The organism is uncultured Albimonas sp. (assembly GCF_963977235.1).
Classification (GTDB): Bacteria; Pseudomonadota; Alphaproteobacteria; order Rhodobacterales; family Rhodobacteraceae; genus Albimonas.
In genome coordinates this window covers 77,895-95,309 of record NZ_CAXBOD010000001.1, presented here as the reverse complement: position 1 = coordinate 95,309, position 17,415 = coordinate 77,895, and the positions used below count along the sequence as shown (strand labels likewise).

Annotated in this window: 14 protein-coding genes; 7 read left to right on the top strand and 7 right to left on the bottom strand. The window is 68.3% G+C overall.

The genetic code is table 11. From position 1 onward, the window contains the following. Positions 1-53: 53 nt before the first annotated feature. The 5 genes from AAC134_RS00435 to AAC134_RS00415 all read right to left on the bottom strand — a co-directional run bounded on the left by AAC134_RS00435 (position 54) and on the right by AAC134_RS00415 (position 4,862). A complete protein-coding gene (locus AAC134_RS00435) occupies positions 54-680 on the bottom strand; it encodes a glutathione S-transferase family protein (protein ID WP_339947063.1) in 627 nt (208 codons plus the stop codon). Between the two features lie 70 nt (positions 681-750). Next, on the bottom strand, positions 751-1,905 hold the full coding sequence (locus AAC134_RS00430; RefSeq protein ID WP_339947062.1) for an acyl-CoA dehydrogenase family protein: 1,155 nt from the start codon (positions 1,903-1,905) through the stop codon (positions 751-753). 113 nt (positions 1,906-2,018) lie between these two features. Then, the gene (locus AAC134_RS00425) at positions 2,019-3,797 is read right to left on the bottom strand and encodes an acyl-CoA dehydrogenase C-terminal domain-containing protein (protein ID WP_339947061.1); all 1,779 of its coding nucleotides are present in this window, start codon (positions 3,795-3,797) and stop codon (positions 2,019-2,021) included. 244 nt (positions 3,798-4,041) lie between these two features. After that, positions 4,042-4,245 (bottom strand): DUF4287 domain-containing protein, encoded by a 204-nt coding sequence (locus AAC134_RS00420; protein WP_339947060.1) that lies wholly within the window; start codon positions 4,243-4,245, stop codon positions 4,042-4,044. 215 nt (positions 4,246-4,460) lie between these two features. Beyond that, complete coding sequence (locus AAC134_RS00415; RefSeq protein WP_339947059.1) at positions 4,461-4,862, bottom strand: MerR family DNA-binding transcriptional regulator; 402 nt, start codon at positions 4,860-4,862, stop codon at positions 4,461-4,463. A 255-nt stretch (positions 4,863-5,117) separates the two neighbouring features. Between AAC134_RS00415 and AAC134_RS00410 the strand changes: the two genes are divergently transcribed. The 5 genes from AAC134_RS00410 (at position 5,118) to AAC134_RS00390 (ending at position 10,443) form a co-directional block, all read left to right on the top strand. Beyond that, on the top strand, positions 5,118-5,603 hold the full coding sequence (locus tag AAC134_RS00410; protein WP_339947058.1) for a PaaI family thioesterase: 486 nt from the start codon (positions 5,118-5,120) through the stop codon (positions 5,601-5,603). Continuing rightward, positions 5,603-6,103, top strand: a complete 501-nt coding sequence (locus AAC134_RS00405) for a PaaI family thioesterase (protein ID WP_339947057.1) — start codon at positions 5,603-5,605, stop codon at positions 6,101-6,103. Before AAC134_RS00410 ends, AAC134_RS00405 begins: the two co-directional genes overlap by 1 nt. A gap of 1 nt (position 6,104) precedes the next feature. After that, positions 6,105-7,430, top strand: a complete 1,326-nt coding sequence (locus AAC134_RS00400; RefSeq protein WP_339947056.1) for an MATE family efflux transporter — start codon at positions 6,105-6,107, stop codon at positions 7,428-7,430. Between the two features lie 145 nt (positions 7,431-7,575). Continuing rightward, complete coding sequence (gene ilvD / locus AAC134_RS00395; RefSeq protein ID WP_339947055.1) at positions 7,576-9,405, top strand: dihydroxy-acid dehydratase; 1,830 nt, start codon at positions 7,576-7,578, stop codon at positions 9,403-9,405. 219 nt (positions 9,406-9,624) lie between these two features. Then, positions 9,625-10,443 (top strand): SHOCT domain-containing protein, encoded by an 819-nt coding sequence (locus AAC134_RS00390; RefSeq protein WP_339947054.1) that lies wholly within the window; start codon positions 9,625-9,627, stop codon positions 10,441-10,443. A gap of 547 nt (positions 10,444-10,990) precedes the next feature. Here AAC134_RS00390 and AAC134_RS00385 read toward each other — a convergent pair. Together AAC134_RS00385 and AAC134_RS00380 are read right to left on the bottom strand one after the other, a co-directional pair. Continuing rightward, a complete protein-coding gene (locus AAC134_RS00385; RefSeq protein WP_339947053.1) occupies positions 10,991-12,958 on the bottom strand; it encodes a protein meaA in 1,968 nt (655 codons plus the stop codon). 156 nt (positions 12,959-13,114) lie between these two features. Then, positions 13,115-14,173: a glycosyltransferase gene (locus AAC134_RS00380; RefSeq protein ID WP_339947052.1), complete on the bottom strand. Its 1,059-nt coding sequence runs from the start codon at positions 14,171-14,173 to the stop codon at positions 13,115-13,117. A 315-nt stretch (positions 14,174-14,488) separates the two neighbouring features. On the opposite strand from AAC134_RS00380, the gene ccrA reads away from it, so the two are divergent. Both ccrA and AAC134_RS00370 read left to right on the top strand, forming a co-directional pair. Next, a complete protein-coding gene (ccrA, locus tag AAC134_RS00375; protein ID WP_339947051.1) occupies positions 14,489-15,781 on the top strand; it encodes a crotonyl-CoA carboxylase/reductase in 1,293 nt (430 codons plus the stop codon). A gap of 816 nt (positions 15,782-16,597) precedes the next feature. Beyond that, complete coding sequence (locus tag AAC134_RS00370; RefSeq protein ID WP_092859660.1) at positions 16,598-17,329, top strand: LuxR family transcriptional regulator; 732 nt, start codon at positions 16,598-16,600, stop codon at positions 17,327-17,329. The last annotated feature ends 86 nt before the right edge of the window (positions 17,330-17,415 follow it).

Here is a 17,415-nt window from a genome sequence, read left to right as displayed (position 1 = left end):
CGCTTGAGGGGGGGTGGAGCGGGCCGCGCGCCGGGGGGCGCGCGGCCGGGAGCTCAGCCCTTGGTGGGCATCAGCTCGTAAGGGGGAACGAAGCCGGGAAGGGCCGCGAGCCGGTCCTTCCAGGCGGCGACCGCCGGGTAGTCGGCGAAGTCGAAGGGGACCTCCTCGCCGTAATAGCAGTAGCCGGCGATGGAGATGTCGGCGAGCGTCGGGCGATCCAGCGCCACCCACTCGCGCCCCTGCATGTGGGACTCGAAGGTCTTGAGGGCGTTCTTCATGCGCATGTCCATGAAGGCCATGGCGCCGGGGTCGCGTTTCTCTTCCGGCACGAAGTTCGCGAAGAACCGATAGGGCGCGAACATCGAGGTGAAGGAGTAGTTGTCCCACATCACCCATTTCCAGATCTCGCGCCGCTCGGCCTCGTCCTTGCCGTCGAACTGGCCGATCTGCTTGGCGAGGTAGTCGAGGATCACCGCCGACTGGGCGATGGTCACGTCTCCATGCTCCAGGATCGGCACCTGCGCCTGGTCGTTCTTGGCGAGGTATTCGTCGGACTTCTGCTCGCCCTTGAAGAAGTTGATGAACACCGGCTCCCACTCCGTCCCCGAGAGGGCGAGGTAGAGCGCGGGCTTGAAGGCGTTGCCGGACTGGCCGAAGCAGGTGAGCTTGTAGGCGGGCATTTGGAATTCCTTCCTGTGGAAAGGCGCCCCCGGTTGGCCCAGGGGTCGCGAAGCGGTCGTGCGCGGAACCTTAGAGGGACCGCGAGATCAGCTCCTTCATGATTTCGTTGGTGCCGCCGTAGATCCGCTGGACGCGGGCGTCCTGCCACATCTCGGCGATGGGATATTCCATCATGTAGCCGTAGCCGCCGAAGACCTGCTGGCAGGCGTCGATCACCTTCCCCTGCAGATCGGTCAGCCAGTATTTCTGCATCGCCGCCGCCTCGACGGTCAGGGCGCCGTTCAGATGCGCCACCGTGCAGCTGTCGAAGAAGGCGCGGGCGACCACGGCCTCGGTCTTGCACTCGGCCAGCTTGTGGGCGAGCGCCTGGTTCTTGATGATCGGCCGGCCGAAGGCCTCGCGCTCCTTGGCGTAGGCGATGGCGAGCTCCACGGCGCCCTCGATGGCGCCGATGGCGGTGGCGCCGATCGACAGGCGCTCCTGGGGCAGCTGCTCCATCATCTGGTAGAAGCCGCGGCCCTCCTGCCCGCCCAGCAGGTTCTCGGGCGGCACCGAGACGTCGTCGAAGAACAGCTCCGAGGTGTCGGCGGCGTGCATCCCGGCCTTGTCGAGGTTGCGGCCCCGGCGGAAGCCCTCGGCGCCTTGCGTCTCCACCACGATCAGGCTGACGCCCTTGGCGCCCTGGCTGGGATCGGTCTTGCAGGCCAGCAGGATCAGGTCGGCGTGCTGGCCGTTGGTGATGAAGGTCTTGGAGCCGTTGATTTTATACCCGTTCCCGTCCTTGTCGGCCCGGGTGCGGATGCGCTGGAGGTCGGAGCCGGTGCCCGGCTCGGTCATCCCGATGGCGGCCACCATCTCGCCCGAGGCCATCTTCGGCAGCCACTTGGCCTTCTGCTCCTCGGAGCCGTAGGTCAGCAGGTAGTGGGCGACGATGGCCGAGTGGACGCCGATGCCCCAGCTCGAGAAATTCCGCTTGGCGGCGACCATGTGGATCACCGCCTCGTGCCCGAAGTCGCCGCCGGCGCCGCCGTATTCCTCGGGGATCGAGGCGAGCAGCAGCCCGGCCTCGCCCGCCTCGTTCCAGGCCTCGCGGTCGATCATCCCCTGCTCGCGCCAGCGGGCGAGGTTGGGGGTCCAGCGGTCGGCCGCGTAGCGCTCGGTCATGTCCTCGAGCATCTCGTGCTCTTCGGTCATCCAGGCGGATTTCAGCATGGGGGCGGTCATTCGGGTCTCCCTTTGGTCCCGCATCGTCGTTGCCGACCGGCCGGTCGGCCGGGTCGGGGCGCGGGGATGCTTGGCCGAGGGGCGCTTGACGTCAAGCGCCCCTCGGCGGGAGATCAGAACGCCTCGGCGGCGAGGTCCATCACCGGCTCGGGGCCGGACTGGATGCGGGCGAGGTGCAGGCCGGTCTCCGGCAGCAGGCGGGACATGTAGTAGCGCCCGGTGCGGATCTTGTTGCGGTAGAAGTCCTCGTCCGAGGCGCCCGCCGCCAGCGCCTCATGCGAGGCCTTGGCCATCTGCGCCCAGGCGAAGCCGAGGCAGACGTGGCCGAACAGGTGCATGAAGTCGGTCGACCCCGCCAGCGCCGCGTTGGGGTTCTTCATGCCGTTCTGCATGAAGAACATCGCCGCCGCCTGAAGATCCTTCGACGCCGCCTTGAGCGGGTCGAGGAAGTCCTTCTTCAGCTCCTCGTTGCCTTCCTCGGCCTTGCAGAAGCTCTTCACCATCTCGAAGAAGGCCATGGCGGGCTTGCCGCCGTTCGCGGCCAGCTTGCGGCCCACCAGGTCCAGCGCCTGGATGCCGTTCGCGCCCTCGTAGATCATGGCGATGCGGGCGTCGCGCACGAACTGCGACATGCCCCATTCCTCGATGTAGCCATGCCCGCCGTAGACCTGCTGGGCCTGGGTGGCGCAGGCGTAGCCCTTGTCGGTCAGGAAACCCTTCACGACGGGGGTCATCAGCGAGACCAGCCCCTCGGCCTCCGCATCCCCCGCGCGGTGCGAGCGGTCGATCAGGTTGGCGGCCCACAGGACGAACATCCGGCCGCCCTCGACGAAGGCTTTCTGGTCCATCAGCATCCGGCGCACGTCGGGGTGCACGATGATAGGGTCGGCGGCCTTCTCGGGCGCGGCAGGGCCGGTGACGGCGCGGCCCTGGATGCGGTCCTGGGCGTATTCCACCGCGTTCTGGTAGGCGACGACGGCCTGGCTGAGGCCCTGCAGGCCGACGCCGATGCGGGCCTCGTTCATCATCGTGAACATGGCGCGCAGGCCCTTGTGCGCCTCGCCCACCAGGAAGCCGGTCGCCTCGTCGTAGTTCATCACGCAGGTGGCGTTGCCGTGGATGCCCATCTTCTCTTCGAGGTTGCCGCAGGCCACCCCGTTGCGCTCGCCCAAGGTCCCGTCCTCGTTGACCATGAACTTGGGCACGATGAACAGGCTGATGCCCTTCACGCCCTCGGGGCCCCCGGGGATCTTGGCCAGCACCAGGTGGACGATGTTGTCGGCCATGTCGTGCTCGCCGGCCGAGATGAAGATCTTCTGGCCGGAGATCTTGTAGGACCCGTCGTCCTGCGGCTCGGCCTTGGTGCGCAGCAGGCCGAGGTCGGTGCCGCAGTGGGGCTCGGTCAGGTTCATGGTGCCGGTCCACTCGCCGGTCACCATCTTCGGCAGATAGGTCTGCTTCTGCTCGTCCGAGCCGTGGGCGTGGATCGCCGAATAGGCGCCGTGGGTCAGGCCCGGATACATCATCAGCGCCATGTTCGCGGCGCAGTGCATCTCGCCGACCGCGGTGGCGAGCACATAGGGCATGCCCTGGCCGCCGTACTCGGGATCGCAGTCGAGCCCCGTCCAGCCGCCCTCGCGCAGCGTATCGAAGGCCTCCTTGAAGCCATCGGGCGCGCGGACGACGCCGTTCTCGAGCGTGCAGCCCTGCCGGTCGCCCGAGAGGTTGACGGGCGCGAGCACGTCGCGGGCGATCTTGCCCGCCTCCTCGAGGATGGCGGCGGTGAAGTCGGCGTCGAGCTCGGAGTAGCCTTCGACGGGCTGGTCCTGCACCTTCAGCGTCTCATGCAGCACGAAGGCCATGTCGCGGAGCGGCGGCGTGTAGGTGGGCATTCGATCGTCCTCCCAAGGGCGAGCGCGGCGCGTCTGCGCCATCGTCCGAAAACCATATAGGGCCGAGAGGGGCCCCTTCGCGAGGGATATGGGGGAAGTTGACGTGCGCGTAAAGGGGGATCGTGGCGTCAGCGGGTGCGGCGCGGGGTCCGGAAGCGGAGCTCGGGGACGAGGGCTCGGCGCGCGAGGCCGCCGGCAACGGATCCGGGGGGGCGCTCGCTTGCCCGTCGTCAGGCCTCTGCGATCACTTGCCTTTCAGCGTATCGGCGACCAGGGCGTTGGCGTGTCCGTGGCCCAGCCCATGATCCTGCTTCAGCCAGGCGACCAGCTCCATATGCTTCAGGTCGGGGCGGGAGCGGATCAGGTCCTTCCACTCCGCGATCGGGCGGCCGTATTTCGCTTCGATCGAGGGGAAATAGGATGCGGGGCCTTTGACCTTCTCGGTCATGATGCTTGTCTCCTGTCCGCGAACCGGCGGCCGTCGAAGATCTCCCAGCCGCCCCCCCGAGTATGGCCGGCCGCAGCCCAGGCCGCCACCGTTTCCGCTCGCAGGGGCGTCGAGGGCGACCGCCGCTTCGGCGAGGCGCTGCGCCAGGCCGAGGACAAAAAAAGACCCGGGGGACGCGCCCCCGGGCCTGATATCGTCCGCCGATGCGGAACGGCTTACTCGGCGGCCTCGCGGGCGCCGTGCTCGGCCAGGTAGTGGCGCGACTTGTCCATCTCGGCCTCGAGGTCGGAGATGGCGGAGTCGAGCTCGGCGCGCTGCTCCTTCATCGCGGCGAGACGGATCTCGGCGCGCTCGTAGGTGCGGGCCACCTGGGTCACGCGCTGGTCGCCGATGTAATACAGGTCCAGCAGCTCACGGATCTCGTCCAGCGAGAAGCCGAAGCGCTTGCCCTGGAGGATCAGCTTGAGACGGCCCTTGTCGCGCTTGGTGAACAGGCGCTTCTGGCCCTCGCGCTTGGGCTGAAGCAGCTCCTTGTACTCATAGAAGCGCAGCGTGCGGGGGGTGACGCCGAACTCGGCGCACATTTCGGATATCGTGGTGTAGGTTTCTTCGCTCACGTTTTCTCTCCACTCGACACGACGCGCCTCGGCACAGGGACGCCGGCAAAGCCCGGGATGGCTCGAGTTGACGCTGACGTAATAAGGTTGCCATTCTTTTGCAAGATGGCCTACGGACGCCGCGTCCGGGCGCCGCAGCGGCGCCATTTACCGCTGCGTCGGCTCGGGCTAGATCGTTACGCCTTGTTGCGATGCAACCGCGACGCGCGCAACCGCCGCACCTTGGGGGAGGCCCGGACCCGGATGACCGATCGGATGACCGAAAGACCCGACGTTTCAGGCATGTCCGAGGCCCAAAAGCTGGAGTTGGGGCGGCATTTCATGGCGCAGGTGCGCTGGAACGCCGAACTGGGCATCACGCTGGAGCATATCGAGCCGGCCCGCGCGCAGCTGAGGCTGCCTTATGATTCCCGCTGGGTGGGAGACCCCTCCACGGGCGTCCTGCATGGCGGCGTGCTGACCGCCCTGCTGGACGCCTGCGGCGGGGCGGCGGTGATGTCCCATCCCACCGGCGCGATCGCCACGGCCACCATCAGCCTGCGCATCGACTACATGCGCGGCGCCGAGCCGGGGCGCGACGTGATCGCCACCGCCGAGTGTCACCGCGCCACCCGCCATGTGGCCTTCGTGCGGGTCGAGGCCCATGACGGCGCCCGGCCCGAGCCGGTGGCCACCGCCACGGGCAGCTTCACCATCGAGCGGCCCCGGCCCAAGGATCAGCCCAAGAAGGAGGGCGCGTGATGGCGGGCAGGCGCGAACCGGCGCATGTGGTCGAGGCCCGGCGCGACGCGGCGCTGGCGGGGCTGAGCCACGCGGTCCCCTTCGTCAACGAGCTGGGCGTCGGCTTCGAGCGGCTGGGCGACGAGCTGACCGGCAAGCTGGCCTTCCAGGAAAAATTGATCGGCAACCCGGTCCTGGGCGCGCTGCACGGCGGCGCCACCGGGGCCTTCCTCGAGATCACCGCGCAGGTGACGCTGGGCTGGACCCGCGTATGGGAGATGATGGAGGCCGGCGGAGAGCCCGCCGCGGCCATCGAGCGGGGCGAGTATCCGACCCTGCCCAAGACCATCGACTTCAGCCTCGACTACATGCGCGCAGGCGGGGCGCGCGACAGCTACGCCCGGGCCACGATCCGGCGGGCCGGGCGGCGCTACGCCTCGGTCTCGGTCGAGGCCTGGCAGGAGGAGCGCTCGAAGCCCTTCGTCTCGGCGGTCGGCCACTTCCTGATGCCGGAGGGCTGAGATGGCGGCGGCGGCCGAGGCGGCCGCGCCGCTGACCCACCGGCGGGTGCTGCGCATCGCGATCCCGATCATGGTCTCGAACGCCACCGTGCCGATTCTGGGCGCGGTGGACACCGGCGTGGTCGGACAGCTGGGCCTGCCCCAGCCGATCGGGGCGGTAGGGATGGGGGCGATCATCCTCGCCTTCGTCTACTGGATCTTCGGCTTCCTGCGGATGGGGACCACCGGGCTGGTGGCCCAGGCCCGCGGCGCGGGCGATGTGGCCGAGACCGGGGCCCTGCTGATGCGGGCGCTGATGATCGCGGGGACCGCCGGGGCGTTCTTCATCGTCTTCCAGGTCCCGGTCTTCTGGCTCGCGTTCCAGATGTCGCCGGCCTCGGCCGAGGTCGAGACGATGGCGCGCGAGTATCTCGCGATCCGGGTCTGGGGGGCGCCTTTCGCCATCGCCACCTTCGCGCTGAACGGCTGGCTGATCGCGATGGAGCGCACCCGCGGGGTGATGGTCCTGCAGCTGGTGATGAACGCGGTCAACATGGTGCTGGACCTGTGGTTCGTGCTCGGACTGGGATGGGGAGTCGAGGGCGTCGCCATCGCCACCCTTATCGCGGAGATCACCGGCGCGAGCCTGGGCCTGTGGATGTGCCGCGAGGCTTTCGCCGGCGATCAATGGAAGGATGTCGCGCGGGTCTTCGATCCCGTCCGCCTGAAGCGGATGGCGCAGGTGAACGGCGACATCCTGCTGCGTTCGCTGATGCTGCAGTTCGGCTTCGCCTTCTTCATGTTTCGCTCGGCCGACCATGGCGACGTGGCGCTGGCGGCCAATCAGGTGCTGATGCAGTTCCTCGAGATCTCGGCCTTCGCGCTGGACGGTTTCGCCTTCGCCGCCGAGGCGCTGGTCGGCGGAGCTTTCGGCGCCCGCCGGGCGGGAGAGCTGCGGCGGGCGGCGGTGATGAGCTCGGCCTGGGGGCTGGGCTGCGTCGTGGCGCTGGCGGCCTCGTTCTGGCTGGCGGGCGGGGCGGTGATCGACCTGATGACCACCTCGCCGGAGGTCCGCGAGGCCGCGCGCGAGTTCCTGCCCTGGTGCGCCCTGGCCCCTGTGGTGGGCCTGCCGGCCTTCATGCTGGACGGGATCTTCATCGGCGCCACCCGATCGCGCGACATGCGCAACGCCATGGCCTGGTCGCTGGCGATGTATCTCGCGGCCTGGTGGGTGCTGACGGCGCTGATGGGCACGCATGGGCTGTGGGCGGCGCTGATGGTGTTCTTCGTGGCCCGCGGCGTCACCCTGTTCCTGCGATATCCCTCGCTGGAGCGCGCGGCGGCGTAGGGCGCATTTCAATGCGCCTCCCGGGCGGGCGTCGGCGAAACAAAGTTGCGAGAAAAGGGGCTGGGGGGACGCTTGTGCGACTCCCGGGCTTGGCCTCGGGGTCGCGGCGCGCTAGGACGTCGCGGTCTGCAACGAGGATGATCGAATGCCCGTCTACCGCTCCCGCACGACGACCCATGGACGCAACATGGCCGGGGCGCGCGGCCTCTGGCGCGCCACGGGGATGAAGGACGACGATTTCGGCAAGCCGATCATCGCCATCGTGAACTCCTTCACCCAGTTCGTGCCGGGGCACGTGCATCTCAAGGATCTCGGCCAGCTGGTCGCGCGCGAGGTCGAGGCGGCAGGCGGGGTCGCCAAGGAATTCAACACCATCGCCGTGGACGACGGCATCGCCATGGGCCACGACGGGATGCTCTATTCCCTGCCCTCGCGCGAGCTGATCGCCGACAGCGTGGAATACATGGTCAACGCGCATTGCGCGGACGCCATGGTCTGCATCTCGAATTGCGACAAGATCACCCCCGGCATGCTGATGGCCGCGCTGCGGCTGAACATCCCGGTGGTCTTCGTCTCGGGCGGGCCGATGGAGGCCGGCAAGGTCGTGCTGAACGGCAAGACCCAGGCGCTGGACCTGGTCGACGCCATGGTCGCGGCGGCCGACGAGTCCTACTCCGAGGAAGACGTGGCCACGATCGAGCGTTCGGCCTGCCCGACCTGCGGGTCGTGCTCGGGCATGTTCACCGCGAACTCGATGAACTGCCTGACCGAGGCGCTGGGGCTGTCGCTGCCGGGCAACGGCTCGACGCTGGCCACCCACGCCGACCGGCGGCGGCTGTTCGTCGAGGCGGGGCACCTGATCGTGGACCTGGCCAAGCGCTGCTACGAGGGCGACGACGCCAGCGTGCTGCCGCGCTCGATCGCAAATTTCGCGGCGTTCGAGAATGCCATGACGCTGGACATCGCCATGGGCGGGTCGACCAACACGGTGCTGCACCTGCTGGCCGCCGCGCACGAAGGCGAGGTGGACTTCACCATGGCCGATATCGACCGGCTGTCGCGCCGGGTGCCGGTGCTGTGCAAGGTCGCGCCGGCCAAGAGCGACGTCCACATGGAGGACGTGCACCGCGCCGGCGGCATCATGTCGATCCTGGGAGAGCTGGAGAAGGCGGGGCTGATCGACGCCTCTTCGCCGACCGTGCACTCGGCCTCGATGGCCGAGGCGCTGGAGCGCTGGGACGTGGGGCGGACCAAGTCCGAGGCGGTGCACGATTTCTATCGGGCGGCGCCGGGCGGGGTGCCGACACAGACTGCGTTCAGCCAGGAGCGGCGCTGGGACGACGTGGATCTGGATCGCAAGGGCGGGGTGATCCGCAGCGCCGATCACGCCTTCTCGAAGGACGGGGGGCTGGCGGTGCTCTACGGCAACCTCGCCGAGGACGGCTGCATCGTGAAGACGGCGGGCGTGGACGAGAGCATTCTGAAATTCTCCGGCCCCGCGCGGATCTTCGAGAGCCAGGACGACTCAGTCTCGGCGATCCTGACGGGCAAGGTGCATCCCGGCGACGTGGTGCTGATCCGCTACGAGGGGCCGCGGGGCGGGCCGGGGATGCAGGAGATGCTGTATCCCACCAGCTACCTGAAATCGAAGGGGCTCGGGAAGGCCTGCGCGCTGGTGACGGACGGGCGGTTCTCGGGCGGGTCCTCGGGGCTGTCGATCGGGCATGTCTCGCCGGAGGCGGCCGAGGGCGGGGCCATCGGGCTGGTCGAGGAAGGGGATCTGATCGAGATCGACATCCCCAACCGCTCGATCCGGCTGGCGGTGGACGACGCGGCGCTGGCCGAGCGGCGCGCGGCGAAGGAGGCGACCGGCTGGGCGCCCGCCAGGCCGCGCAAGCGCAAGGTCTCGACCGCGCTGAAGGCCTATGCGGCGCTGACCACCTCGGCGGCGCAGGGGGCGGTGCGCAAGCTTTGAACGCGGCGGCCAGGACGGGACTCGCCGGGGCTGCGCCCCGCCGTCGCCCGCCCGGCCGCCCGCCTCCCGGCGGCGTGGGGAGGGTCTGGATGTTGCGGGAGGACGCCTGCGGGGGAGACTCCGACGGGCGTTCGGCGCCGTCGGCTTGACTCGCTGCGGCGCATCCCCGAGCAGGGCGTTTGTCGCATTGCCGCGACGCCACGCCATGAGGACGTTCCGATGTCGAACCTGACCGCCGCCGGCAGAGCCGCCATCAGCGATCTGTCGCGCCGCTACGGCCTGTCTGAGGCCGCCGTCGAGCACATGGCCCGGGCGGTCGCCAACGGCGGCGGTAGCATGGCGCAGTTCAATGTGCCGGAGCTGGGCGGCTCGGGCCAGTGGATGGCCGGCGGGATGACCATGGTGGGCGACATGTTCAACCATGGTCTGCAGGCCACCGTCTCGAACCTGTGCGGCGAGCTGGCGAGCGCCATGGCCGGCGTCCCGTTCTTCGAGCGGCCGCAGTCGATGGGCATGGGCGGCGGAATGGGCGGGGCCTGGTGGCCGGAGTGGCTGGGTCAGCCGGCTTCGAGCGGCGGTCAGAACCAGGCGCGCTACGCCTATTTCCCGCAGGCGCGGCGGCTCGCCTTCGACTTCGGCGACGGCCGGCCCGTGGCGCTTCTCGACACCGGCGAGCACAATATCGGCGGGTTCAGCCAGCAGCAGTCGGGGCCGGGGGATCCCTTCCTGGGGGTCTCGGTGTCGAGCCAGTTCGGGCAGTTCCCGCTGTCGTCCTTCCCCTATGCCGACGGCACCGGACCCGCGCGGCAGGCGACGCCGGAGCCGCAGGCCTGGGCGCCGCAGCCCCAGCCCCAGCCCCAGCCGTTCCAGCCGCCCGAGCCGTCCCCCGCGCAGGGCTTCGCGGAGTCCGCGCCGGCCCGCGTGTCGGCCGACGAGATCCTCGAGACCATCGGGCGTCTGGCCAGTCTGCGCGATGCGGGCGCGCTGTCGGAGGACGAGTTCGCGGCCAAGAAGGCGGAGCTTCTGGCGCGCCTTTGAGGGCGAGCTCGGGGCCGATGCGGGCAACCTGGCGATAGCTGAACTTCGGGACGTCGTGTGGGGGCTGGCACGGGCAGTCCTGATTTCGCTCGGCCTTTTGGCGCTCTTGATCGTCGGTGCGGTGGCCAGTCTGTGGTTGCGCCTGGGTGATCCGGACTACATCCGACACGAGCATTGTTGCAGGCAGACACGGAGCGTTACGTCACGCTTGTAACCTGTATCGGCGTCGGCCTGAGCGCCCCCTTCGAGCGATACCTGGCGCCCGGCAGGTTCGACGGCGAAATCGAGGACCTGCCGTTGGTGCGTGTGAAGCTTCGCGAGGGCGCTTGGTACCCAGCGGTTTGGCTCGGAAACGGAAAGCTTTCCATTTACAAAAAGTAGCGAACGCCAACGATGACGGATGGCGCCGAAGAGCATTTCGAGGTGTTGCCAGACCCCGAGTGACCGCGGGGGCGGATCCCCCGGGGGCATGGGCCGGCGGATATCCGGCCCATGGGCCATGTCACCTGGTTTTGTGCGCCGACGGAAAGGCGCATTGAAATGCGCCCTACGCGGCCTCGAGGCTTTCGGCGGAGACCAGATCGACGATGTCGGTCATGATCTTGTTCAGCTCGAAGTCCTTGGGGGTGTAGACGCGGGCGACGCCGTAGGCGCGGAGCTCGGCGGCGTCGGCCTCGGGGATGATGCCGCCGACCACCAGGGGGACGTCGTCGAGACCCGCGGCCTTCATCCGGTCGACCACCTCCATCACCAGCGGGAGATGCGAGCCCGAGAGGATCGAGAGGCCGACGACGTGGGCGGATTCCTCGAGCGCGGCGTTGACGATCTGGGCGGGGGTCAGGCGGATGCCCTCGTAGACCACCTCCATCCCGCAGTCGCGGGCGCGCACGGCGATCTGCTCGGCGCCGTTGGAGTGGCCGTCGAGACCCGGCTTGCCCACCAGGAACTTGATCCGGCGGCCCATGCGGGCGGAGACGGCCTCGACCGCCTCGCGCACCTGATCGAGACCCTGGACGTTGTCGGCGGCGGCCTTGGCCACGCCCGTGGGGGCGCGGTACTCGCCGAACACCTCGCGCATGGCCGCGCCCCACTCGCCGGTGGTGACGCCGGCCTTCGCGGCGGCGATCGAGGGGGGCATGATGTTGCGGCCCTCGGAGGCGGCGGCCTTCAGCTCGGCCAGCGCGGCCTCGACCGCGGCGGGGTCGCGGGCCTCGCGCCAGGTCTGCAGCGCCTCGATCTGGCCGGCCTCGACGCCCTTGTCGACGACCAGGATGCCGCCCTCGTTGGCGGTCAGGGGCGAGGGCTCGGTCGAGGTGAACTTGTTGACGCCGATCACCGCGGTTTCGCCCGACTCGATGGCGCGCAGGCGGGCGGAGTTGGCCTCGACCAGCTGCGCCTTCATGTAGTCGATGGCCTGCACGGCGCCGCCCATGTCGTCGATCTTGGCGAGCTCGGCGCGGGCGAGGTCCTTGAGCTCGTCGACCTTGGCCTGCACGGCGGGGTTGCCCTCGAAGAGGTCGTCGTATTCCAGCAGGTCGGTCTCATAGGCCAGGATCTGCTGCATGCGCAGGGACCACTGCTGGTCCCAGGGGCGGGGGAGCCCCAGCGCCTCGTTCCAGGCGGGAAGCTGCACGGCGCGGGCGCGCGCCTTCTTCGAGAGCGTCACCGCCAGCATCTCGAGCAGGATGCGGTAGACGTTGTTTTCGGGCTGCTGCTCGGTCAGGCCGAGGCTGTTGACCTGCACGCCATAGCGGAAGCGGCGGAACTTCTCCTCCTTCACGCCATAGCGGTCGGCGCAGATCTCGTCCCAGAGATCGGTGAAGGCGCGCATCTTGCAGATCTCGGCCACGAACTTGATGCCGGCGTTGACGAAGAAGCTGATGCGGCCGACGACCTGGGGGAAATCCTCGTCCGGCACGGCGCCCTGCGCCTTCACGGTGTCGAGCACGGCGATGCCGGTGGCCAGCGCATAGGCCAGCTCCTGGGCCGGCGTCGCGCCGGCCTCCTGCAGGTGGTAGCTGCACACGTTCATCGGGTTCCACTTGGGAACCTCGCGGTAGGTGTAGGCGGCGATGTCGCCGATCAGGCGCAGGCTGGGCGCGGGCGGGAACACGTAGGTCCCGCGCGAGAGGTATTCCTTGATGATGTCGTTCTGCACCGTGCCGGTCAGCTTGGCGGGGTCGGCGCCCTGCTCCTCGGCCACCGCGATGTAGAGGGCCAGCAGCCAGGCCGCGGTGGCGTTGATCGTCATCGAGGTGTTCATCTGCTCGAGCGGGATGGCGTCGAACAGGGCGCGCATGTCGCCGATGTGGGAGACGGGCACGCCGACCTTGCCGACCTCGCCGCGGGCGAGCGCATGGTCGCTGTCGTAGCCGGTCTGGGTGGGCAGGTCGAAGGCCACCGAGAGCCCCGTCTGACCCTTCTCCAGGTTCGAACGGTAGAGCGCGTTGGAAGCGGCGGCCGTGGAGTGGCCCGCGTAGGTGCGGAAGATCCAGGGGCGGTCCTTGGCGGTCATGTCGAGCCTCCGGTCGGGCGAGGGATTCGGAGCATTTTGCTGCGCTGCCGCGGAAATGTCATGCGACATGAAATTGCGCAAGGGTTGATTTCCTGAGAATAAAGTGTCGCGCAGATTTTGGGCGGGTTCGCGCGCCCCCGGTTCGGGGGACGGGCGCTAGAGCTGGCGCGGGGCGTCGCGCTCGGCGGCCCAGTCGGGGTCGATGGGGTCGAAGCGGCCGTCGGTCCACCAGGCCCGCTGGATCTCCTCGAGGCGCTGCAGGCGCCTGTCGTGGGTCAGCCAGCGCAGGGCGTAGGCCTCCGAGGCGGCGCCCATGCGGTCGGCGCGGGCCGGGTCCGCCAGCAGGCCGGCCATGGCGGCGCGGCAGGCCGCGGGATCGGCCAGCGGCACGGTCAGCACATGCTCGCCCTCGATGAAATAGTCCGAGGCGGTGTCGACGTCCGAGATGATCTGCGGGCGGCCGCAGTGCATGGCGGTGACGATGGTGATGTGCCCGGCGCCCCGGTTGGCGTCGTTGACCAGGATCACGTTGGCGACCGAGCCCCGGATGCAGTCGATGCAGTCCGCAAAGGAGATGTTGGTCAGCACCCGCACGTTGGGCGGCGGATCGAAGGCGGGCGGCGCGCTGGCGACGATGACGCCGTCGGCCTCCAGCCCCTCGAGCGCCTTGCAGAAGGTCGCGTGGTCGCGGTTGTTGCGGCCGATCAGGCAGAAATAGGGGCGCGCGGGACGCGCGAAGGCCGAGCCCTCGGCCGAGGGCAGGTCGAAGGACCACAGCGCGAAGGCGAAGCGACGCATCGGGATGTCGTGCAGCGCGTGGAAGATCCGCGCTTCGGGTCGGGAGGCGACGATGGCCAGGTCCACCCGGCGGAAGGCGAGGTTGGCCAGCCGGCGCATCCAGCGCCGCCGAGGCTGGATCGGTCGGCCGGAGATGTTCAGCCCGACCACCACGTGCCGCGCCGGGGCGCGCGTCAGCCAGAACATCAGACCCACGGACCAGGCGACGATGTACTCGGTGGTCACCACCAGCGCCGCGCGGCGCAGCCGCGGCAGCAGGCCGATCACCTGGCGCAGGCGGCCGAAGCCGCCGCCGGCTTTGAGCGTGATCGTGTGGAACACGGTGTCGCCGTCGTCGAGGAAGGCCAGCGAGCCGGGCTCCGAGATCCTCTCCCGGCGCTCCGATCCCACCAGCAGCGTGTAGACGTGGCGCGGCATCGCGCATCCCCCCGGCGTTGGTCGATCCGCCGCGCCCCGGCGGCGCCGCATACTGGCGCCCGCGGGCCCGCGGCGCATCCTGTCGGCCAGCGACCCAGCGGCGCACCGCCTGGGGCCGGAACCGGCCGGCCGGTCAGGCGAATTCGCTCGCCAGAGGTCCGGATTCGGCGAAAATGATGCGGCGCACACCTGCGCCGCATTGCGGGGGTTGCGCAGACGCGCGAGCAATGTCATGCATCGCCGCGGCCGAAATCCGCAATAATCTTGCGCGACTGTTTTTCGCGCCCCGCTCGCCAAGCGCCAAGGAGACCGCACATGGCCCCGCTCGACGCCCCCGAGACGATCACCAACTACGAGGCTCCGGTTAAGGACCTCTACGAGGTGGGGGAGATCCCGCCGCTCGGGCACGTGCCCGCCAATATGTACGCCTGGGCGATCCGGCGCGAGCGTCATGGCGAGCCGGACTCGGCCATGCAGTGCGAGGTGGTGGAGACGCCGAAGCTCGATTCCAACGAAGTGCTGATCTTCGTGATGGCGGCGGGCGTGAACTACAACGGCGTCTGGGCGGCGCTGGGCACCCCGATCTCGCCCTTCGACGTGCACAAGGCCGACTTCCACGTCGCCGGCTCGGACGCCTCGGGCATCGTCTGGGCGGTCGGCGACAAGGTGAAGCGCTGGAAGGTCGGCGACCAGGTCGTGGTGCATTGCAACCAGGATGACGGCGACGACGAGGAGTGCAACGGCGGCGACCCGATGTTCTCGCCCACCCAGCGCATCTGGGGCTACGAGACGCCCGACGGCTCCTTCGCCCAGTTCGCCCGGGTGCAGAGCCAGCAGCTCATGCCGCGCCCCCAGCACCTGACCTGGGAGGAGTCGGCCTGCTACACCCTGACGCTGGCCACCGCCTACCGGATGCTGTTCGGCCACCGGCCCCACATCCTTAAGCCCGGCGACAACGTGCTGGTCTGGGGCGCCTCTGGGGGCCTTGGCTCCTACGCGATCCAGCTGATCAACACCGCCGGCGCCAACGCCATCGGCGTGATCTCGGATGAGAGCAAGCGGCAGTTCGTGATGGATCTCGGCGCCAAGGGCGTGCTGAACCGCAAGGACTTCAACTGCTGGGGCCAGATGCCGATCGTGAACTCTCCCGAATACAAGGAGTGGTTCAAGGAGGTGCGCAAGTTCGGCGCCGCGATCTGGGAGATCACCGGCAAGGGCAACAACGTCGACATGGTGTTCGAGCACCCCGGCGAGTCGACCTTCCCGGCCTCGGTCTTCGTGGTGAAGCGCGGCGGCATGGTCGTGATCTGCGCGGGCACCACCGGTTACAACCTGACCATGGACGCCCGGTATCTCTGGATGCACCAGAAGCGCGTCCAGGGCTCGCACTTCGCCAACCTCAAGCAGGCCTCCTCGGCGAACAAGCTGATGGTCGAGCGGCGGCTGGATCCGTGCATGTCCGAGGTGTTCCCCTGGGACCAGATCCCCGAGGCGCACATGAAGATGCTCCGCAACGAGCACAAGCCCGGCAACATGTCGGTGCTGGTCAGCGCCAGGACCACCGGCCTGCGCACCTTCGAGGATGCGCTGGAAGCCTCGCGCAGCTGAGGCTGAAACGGCCCCGCCCTCAGGGCGGCCTGCAGACGGCGCGCGCCCGGCGGATCCCCTCCGCCGGGCGCGTCGCGTTTCGGGACCCGGGCGCAGCCGGAGGGCGAGTGGCAAGGGGGCGCCGGCGGCGGTCCGGGGCGACTCGCCCGGCGGGTTCGGAGGGTGATTCAAGGGGCGATTCACGCGATTCGGCGTGATCGTTAACTTCATATACCGTTCACATCATTAAAAATCAATGACTTGCAAAACAGCCCCCCACCATTTTGGGGGAATTTCGGTTTCGCCCGGATCGCCTAGAAAGGGTGACATGGCGCAACCATGAGAGGGTTCGAACCGAACAAGAAACGTGTGCCAGGTCCGGACAGCTTACCGCGACCGGCAAGGGGCAGACGGGGGCACCCCACCCCGTCAGGATGGACGCCGGGCTTCCCCAGCCGGCGAAGGGACCACGGGCGATCCCCAGCGCCCAGGTTCCGCTCCATCGAGCCCCGGCGGCGACCGTCAACCCCATGACGGGACCGTCGCCTGCCGGCGCGCGCAGCCGGATCAGTTTACTGCGGCCGGGAAGCGTCCTGCGTGGCGTCTCTCTTGCCGGACACTCGCAGGGGGCTCCTGACCCTGCGAAAGCGTATCGTGGTTCCGGCAACCATTGGACGCGTCCCGGCCGACATCTCTTTCCTGCCGAGGGCGAATCGCCCGGCGGCGAGCGAGTCGACTCGCACCGCACGGATGCCATGGCGTCCGGCGAACGGCGCGGCTATGGTCGGGCGAACGTCCCAACCGGCGCCCTGACGCCCGAAATGGCCGACTCCGCGGATGACTGACCGAATAAAATCCATCATCGAGGGCCTTCCGGAGTTCCGGAAAGTTGAGGACATCCGGCTTTTCGCCGATCTTGTCCGAGACGTCTATGACGTCGACCACGTCGTGTATGTGGTCGTCTCGTTCGGGGGAGGCGCCACGTTCGGGGATTATCAGTTCGCCGAGATCACCTATCGCGCGGACTGGTCTCAGAGATACCTGGAGGAGAACTACAAGGAAGCGGACCCCACGGTCGTCGGAGCTGTGCAGAGCTTCACGCCGCTTGACTGGAAGCGGCTCGACTGGAGCCCCAAGAAACGTCGGAAGCTGATCCTCGAAGCAGTTGACGCCGGCGTTGGAAACCAGGGCTACACGGTCCCCGTGAGGGGACCCAACGGGCAGTTCGCCGTCCTGACCATTAACAAAACGTGCACCGATCGCGTCTGGGAACGCTACATCGCCGAGACCGCGAGCGACTGGCTGCTTGTCGCGAATTTCATGCATCAGAAGGTGCTTGAAATCTTTGACGTTCGTAACGAGCAGGAATTCGCCGCGTTGTCGCCCAGGGAAAGGGACGCCCTGGCGATGATCTCGTCCGGCATGAGCCGTAATCAGATTGCGGAGAACCTAAAGATATCTGAAAACACCCTTAGGGTTTATTTAGACAGTGCCAGGAACAAGCTTGGCGGTCTGAACATGCCCCATGCTGTCGCAATTGCAGTAAGAACAGGCATCATCAACATCTGATTGTTTCTTGCAGATCGTCAGATCTGTTCACCGTCTATTCATGTAGTCGGTGACAATCCATTGGGCACTGTCTTCCCGAGGAGTGC

Bases quoted from the DNA above. Each gene is read 5' to 3' on its own strand.
- AAC134_RS00435 (WP_339947063.1), bottom strand. From the start codon at position 680: ATGCCCGCCTACAAGCTCACCTGCTTCGGCCAGTCCGGCAACGCCTTC.
- AAC134_RS00430 (WP_339947062.1), bottom strand. From the start codon at position 1,905: ATGACCGCCCCCATGCTGAAATCCGCCTGGATGACCGAAGAGCACGAG.
- AAC134_RS00425 (WP_339947061.1), bottom strand. From the start codon at position 3,797: ATGCCCACCTACACGCCGCCGCTCCGCGACATGGCCTTCGTGCTGCAT.
- AAC134_RS00420 (WP_339947060.1), bottom strand. From the start codon at position 4,245: ATGACCGAGAAGGTCAAAGGCCCCGCATCCTATTTCCCCTCGATCGAA.
- AAC134_RS00410 (WP_339947058.1), top strand. From the start codon at position 5,118: ATGACCGAAAGACCCGACGTTTCAGGCATGTCCGAGGCCCAAAAGCTG.
- AAC134_RS00405 (WP_339947057.1), top strand. From the start codon at position 5,603: ATGGCGGGCAGGCGCGAACCGGCGCATGTGGTCGAGGCCCGGCGCGAC.
- AAC134_RS00400 (WP_339947056.1), top strand. From the start codon at position 6,105: ATGGCGGCGGCGGCCGAGGCGGCCGCGCCGCTGACCCACCGGCGGGTG.
- ilvD (WP_339947055.1), top strand. From the start codon at position 7,576: ATGCCCGTCTACCGCTCCCGCACGACGACCCATGGACGCAACATGGCC.
- AAC134_RS00390 (WP_339947054.1), top strand. From the start codon at position 9,625: ATGTCGAACCTGACCGCCGCCGGCAGAGCCGCCATCAGCGATCTGTCG.
- AAC134_RS00385 (WP_339947053.1), bottom strand. From the start codon at position 12,958: ATGACCGCCAAGGACCGCCCCTGGATCTTCCGCACCTACGCGGGCCAC.
- AAC134_RS00380 (WP_339947052.1), bottom strand. From the start codon at position 14,173: ATGCCGCGCCACGTCTACACGCTGCTGGTGGGATCGGAGCGCCGGGAG.
- ccrA (WP_339947051.1), top strand. From the start codon at position 14,489: ATGGCCCCGCTCGACGCCCCCGAGACGATCACCAACTACGAGGCTCCG.
- AAC134_RS00370 (WP_092859660.1), top strand. From the start codon at position 16,598: ATGACTGACCGAATAAAATCCATCATCGAGGGCCTTCCGGAGTTCCGG.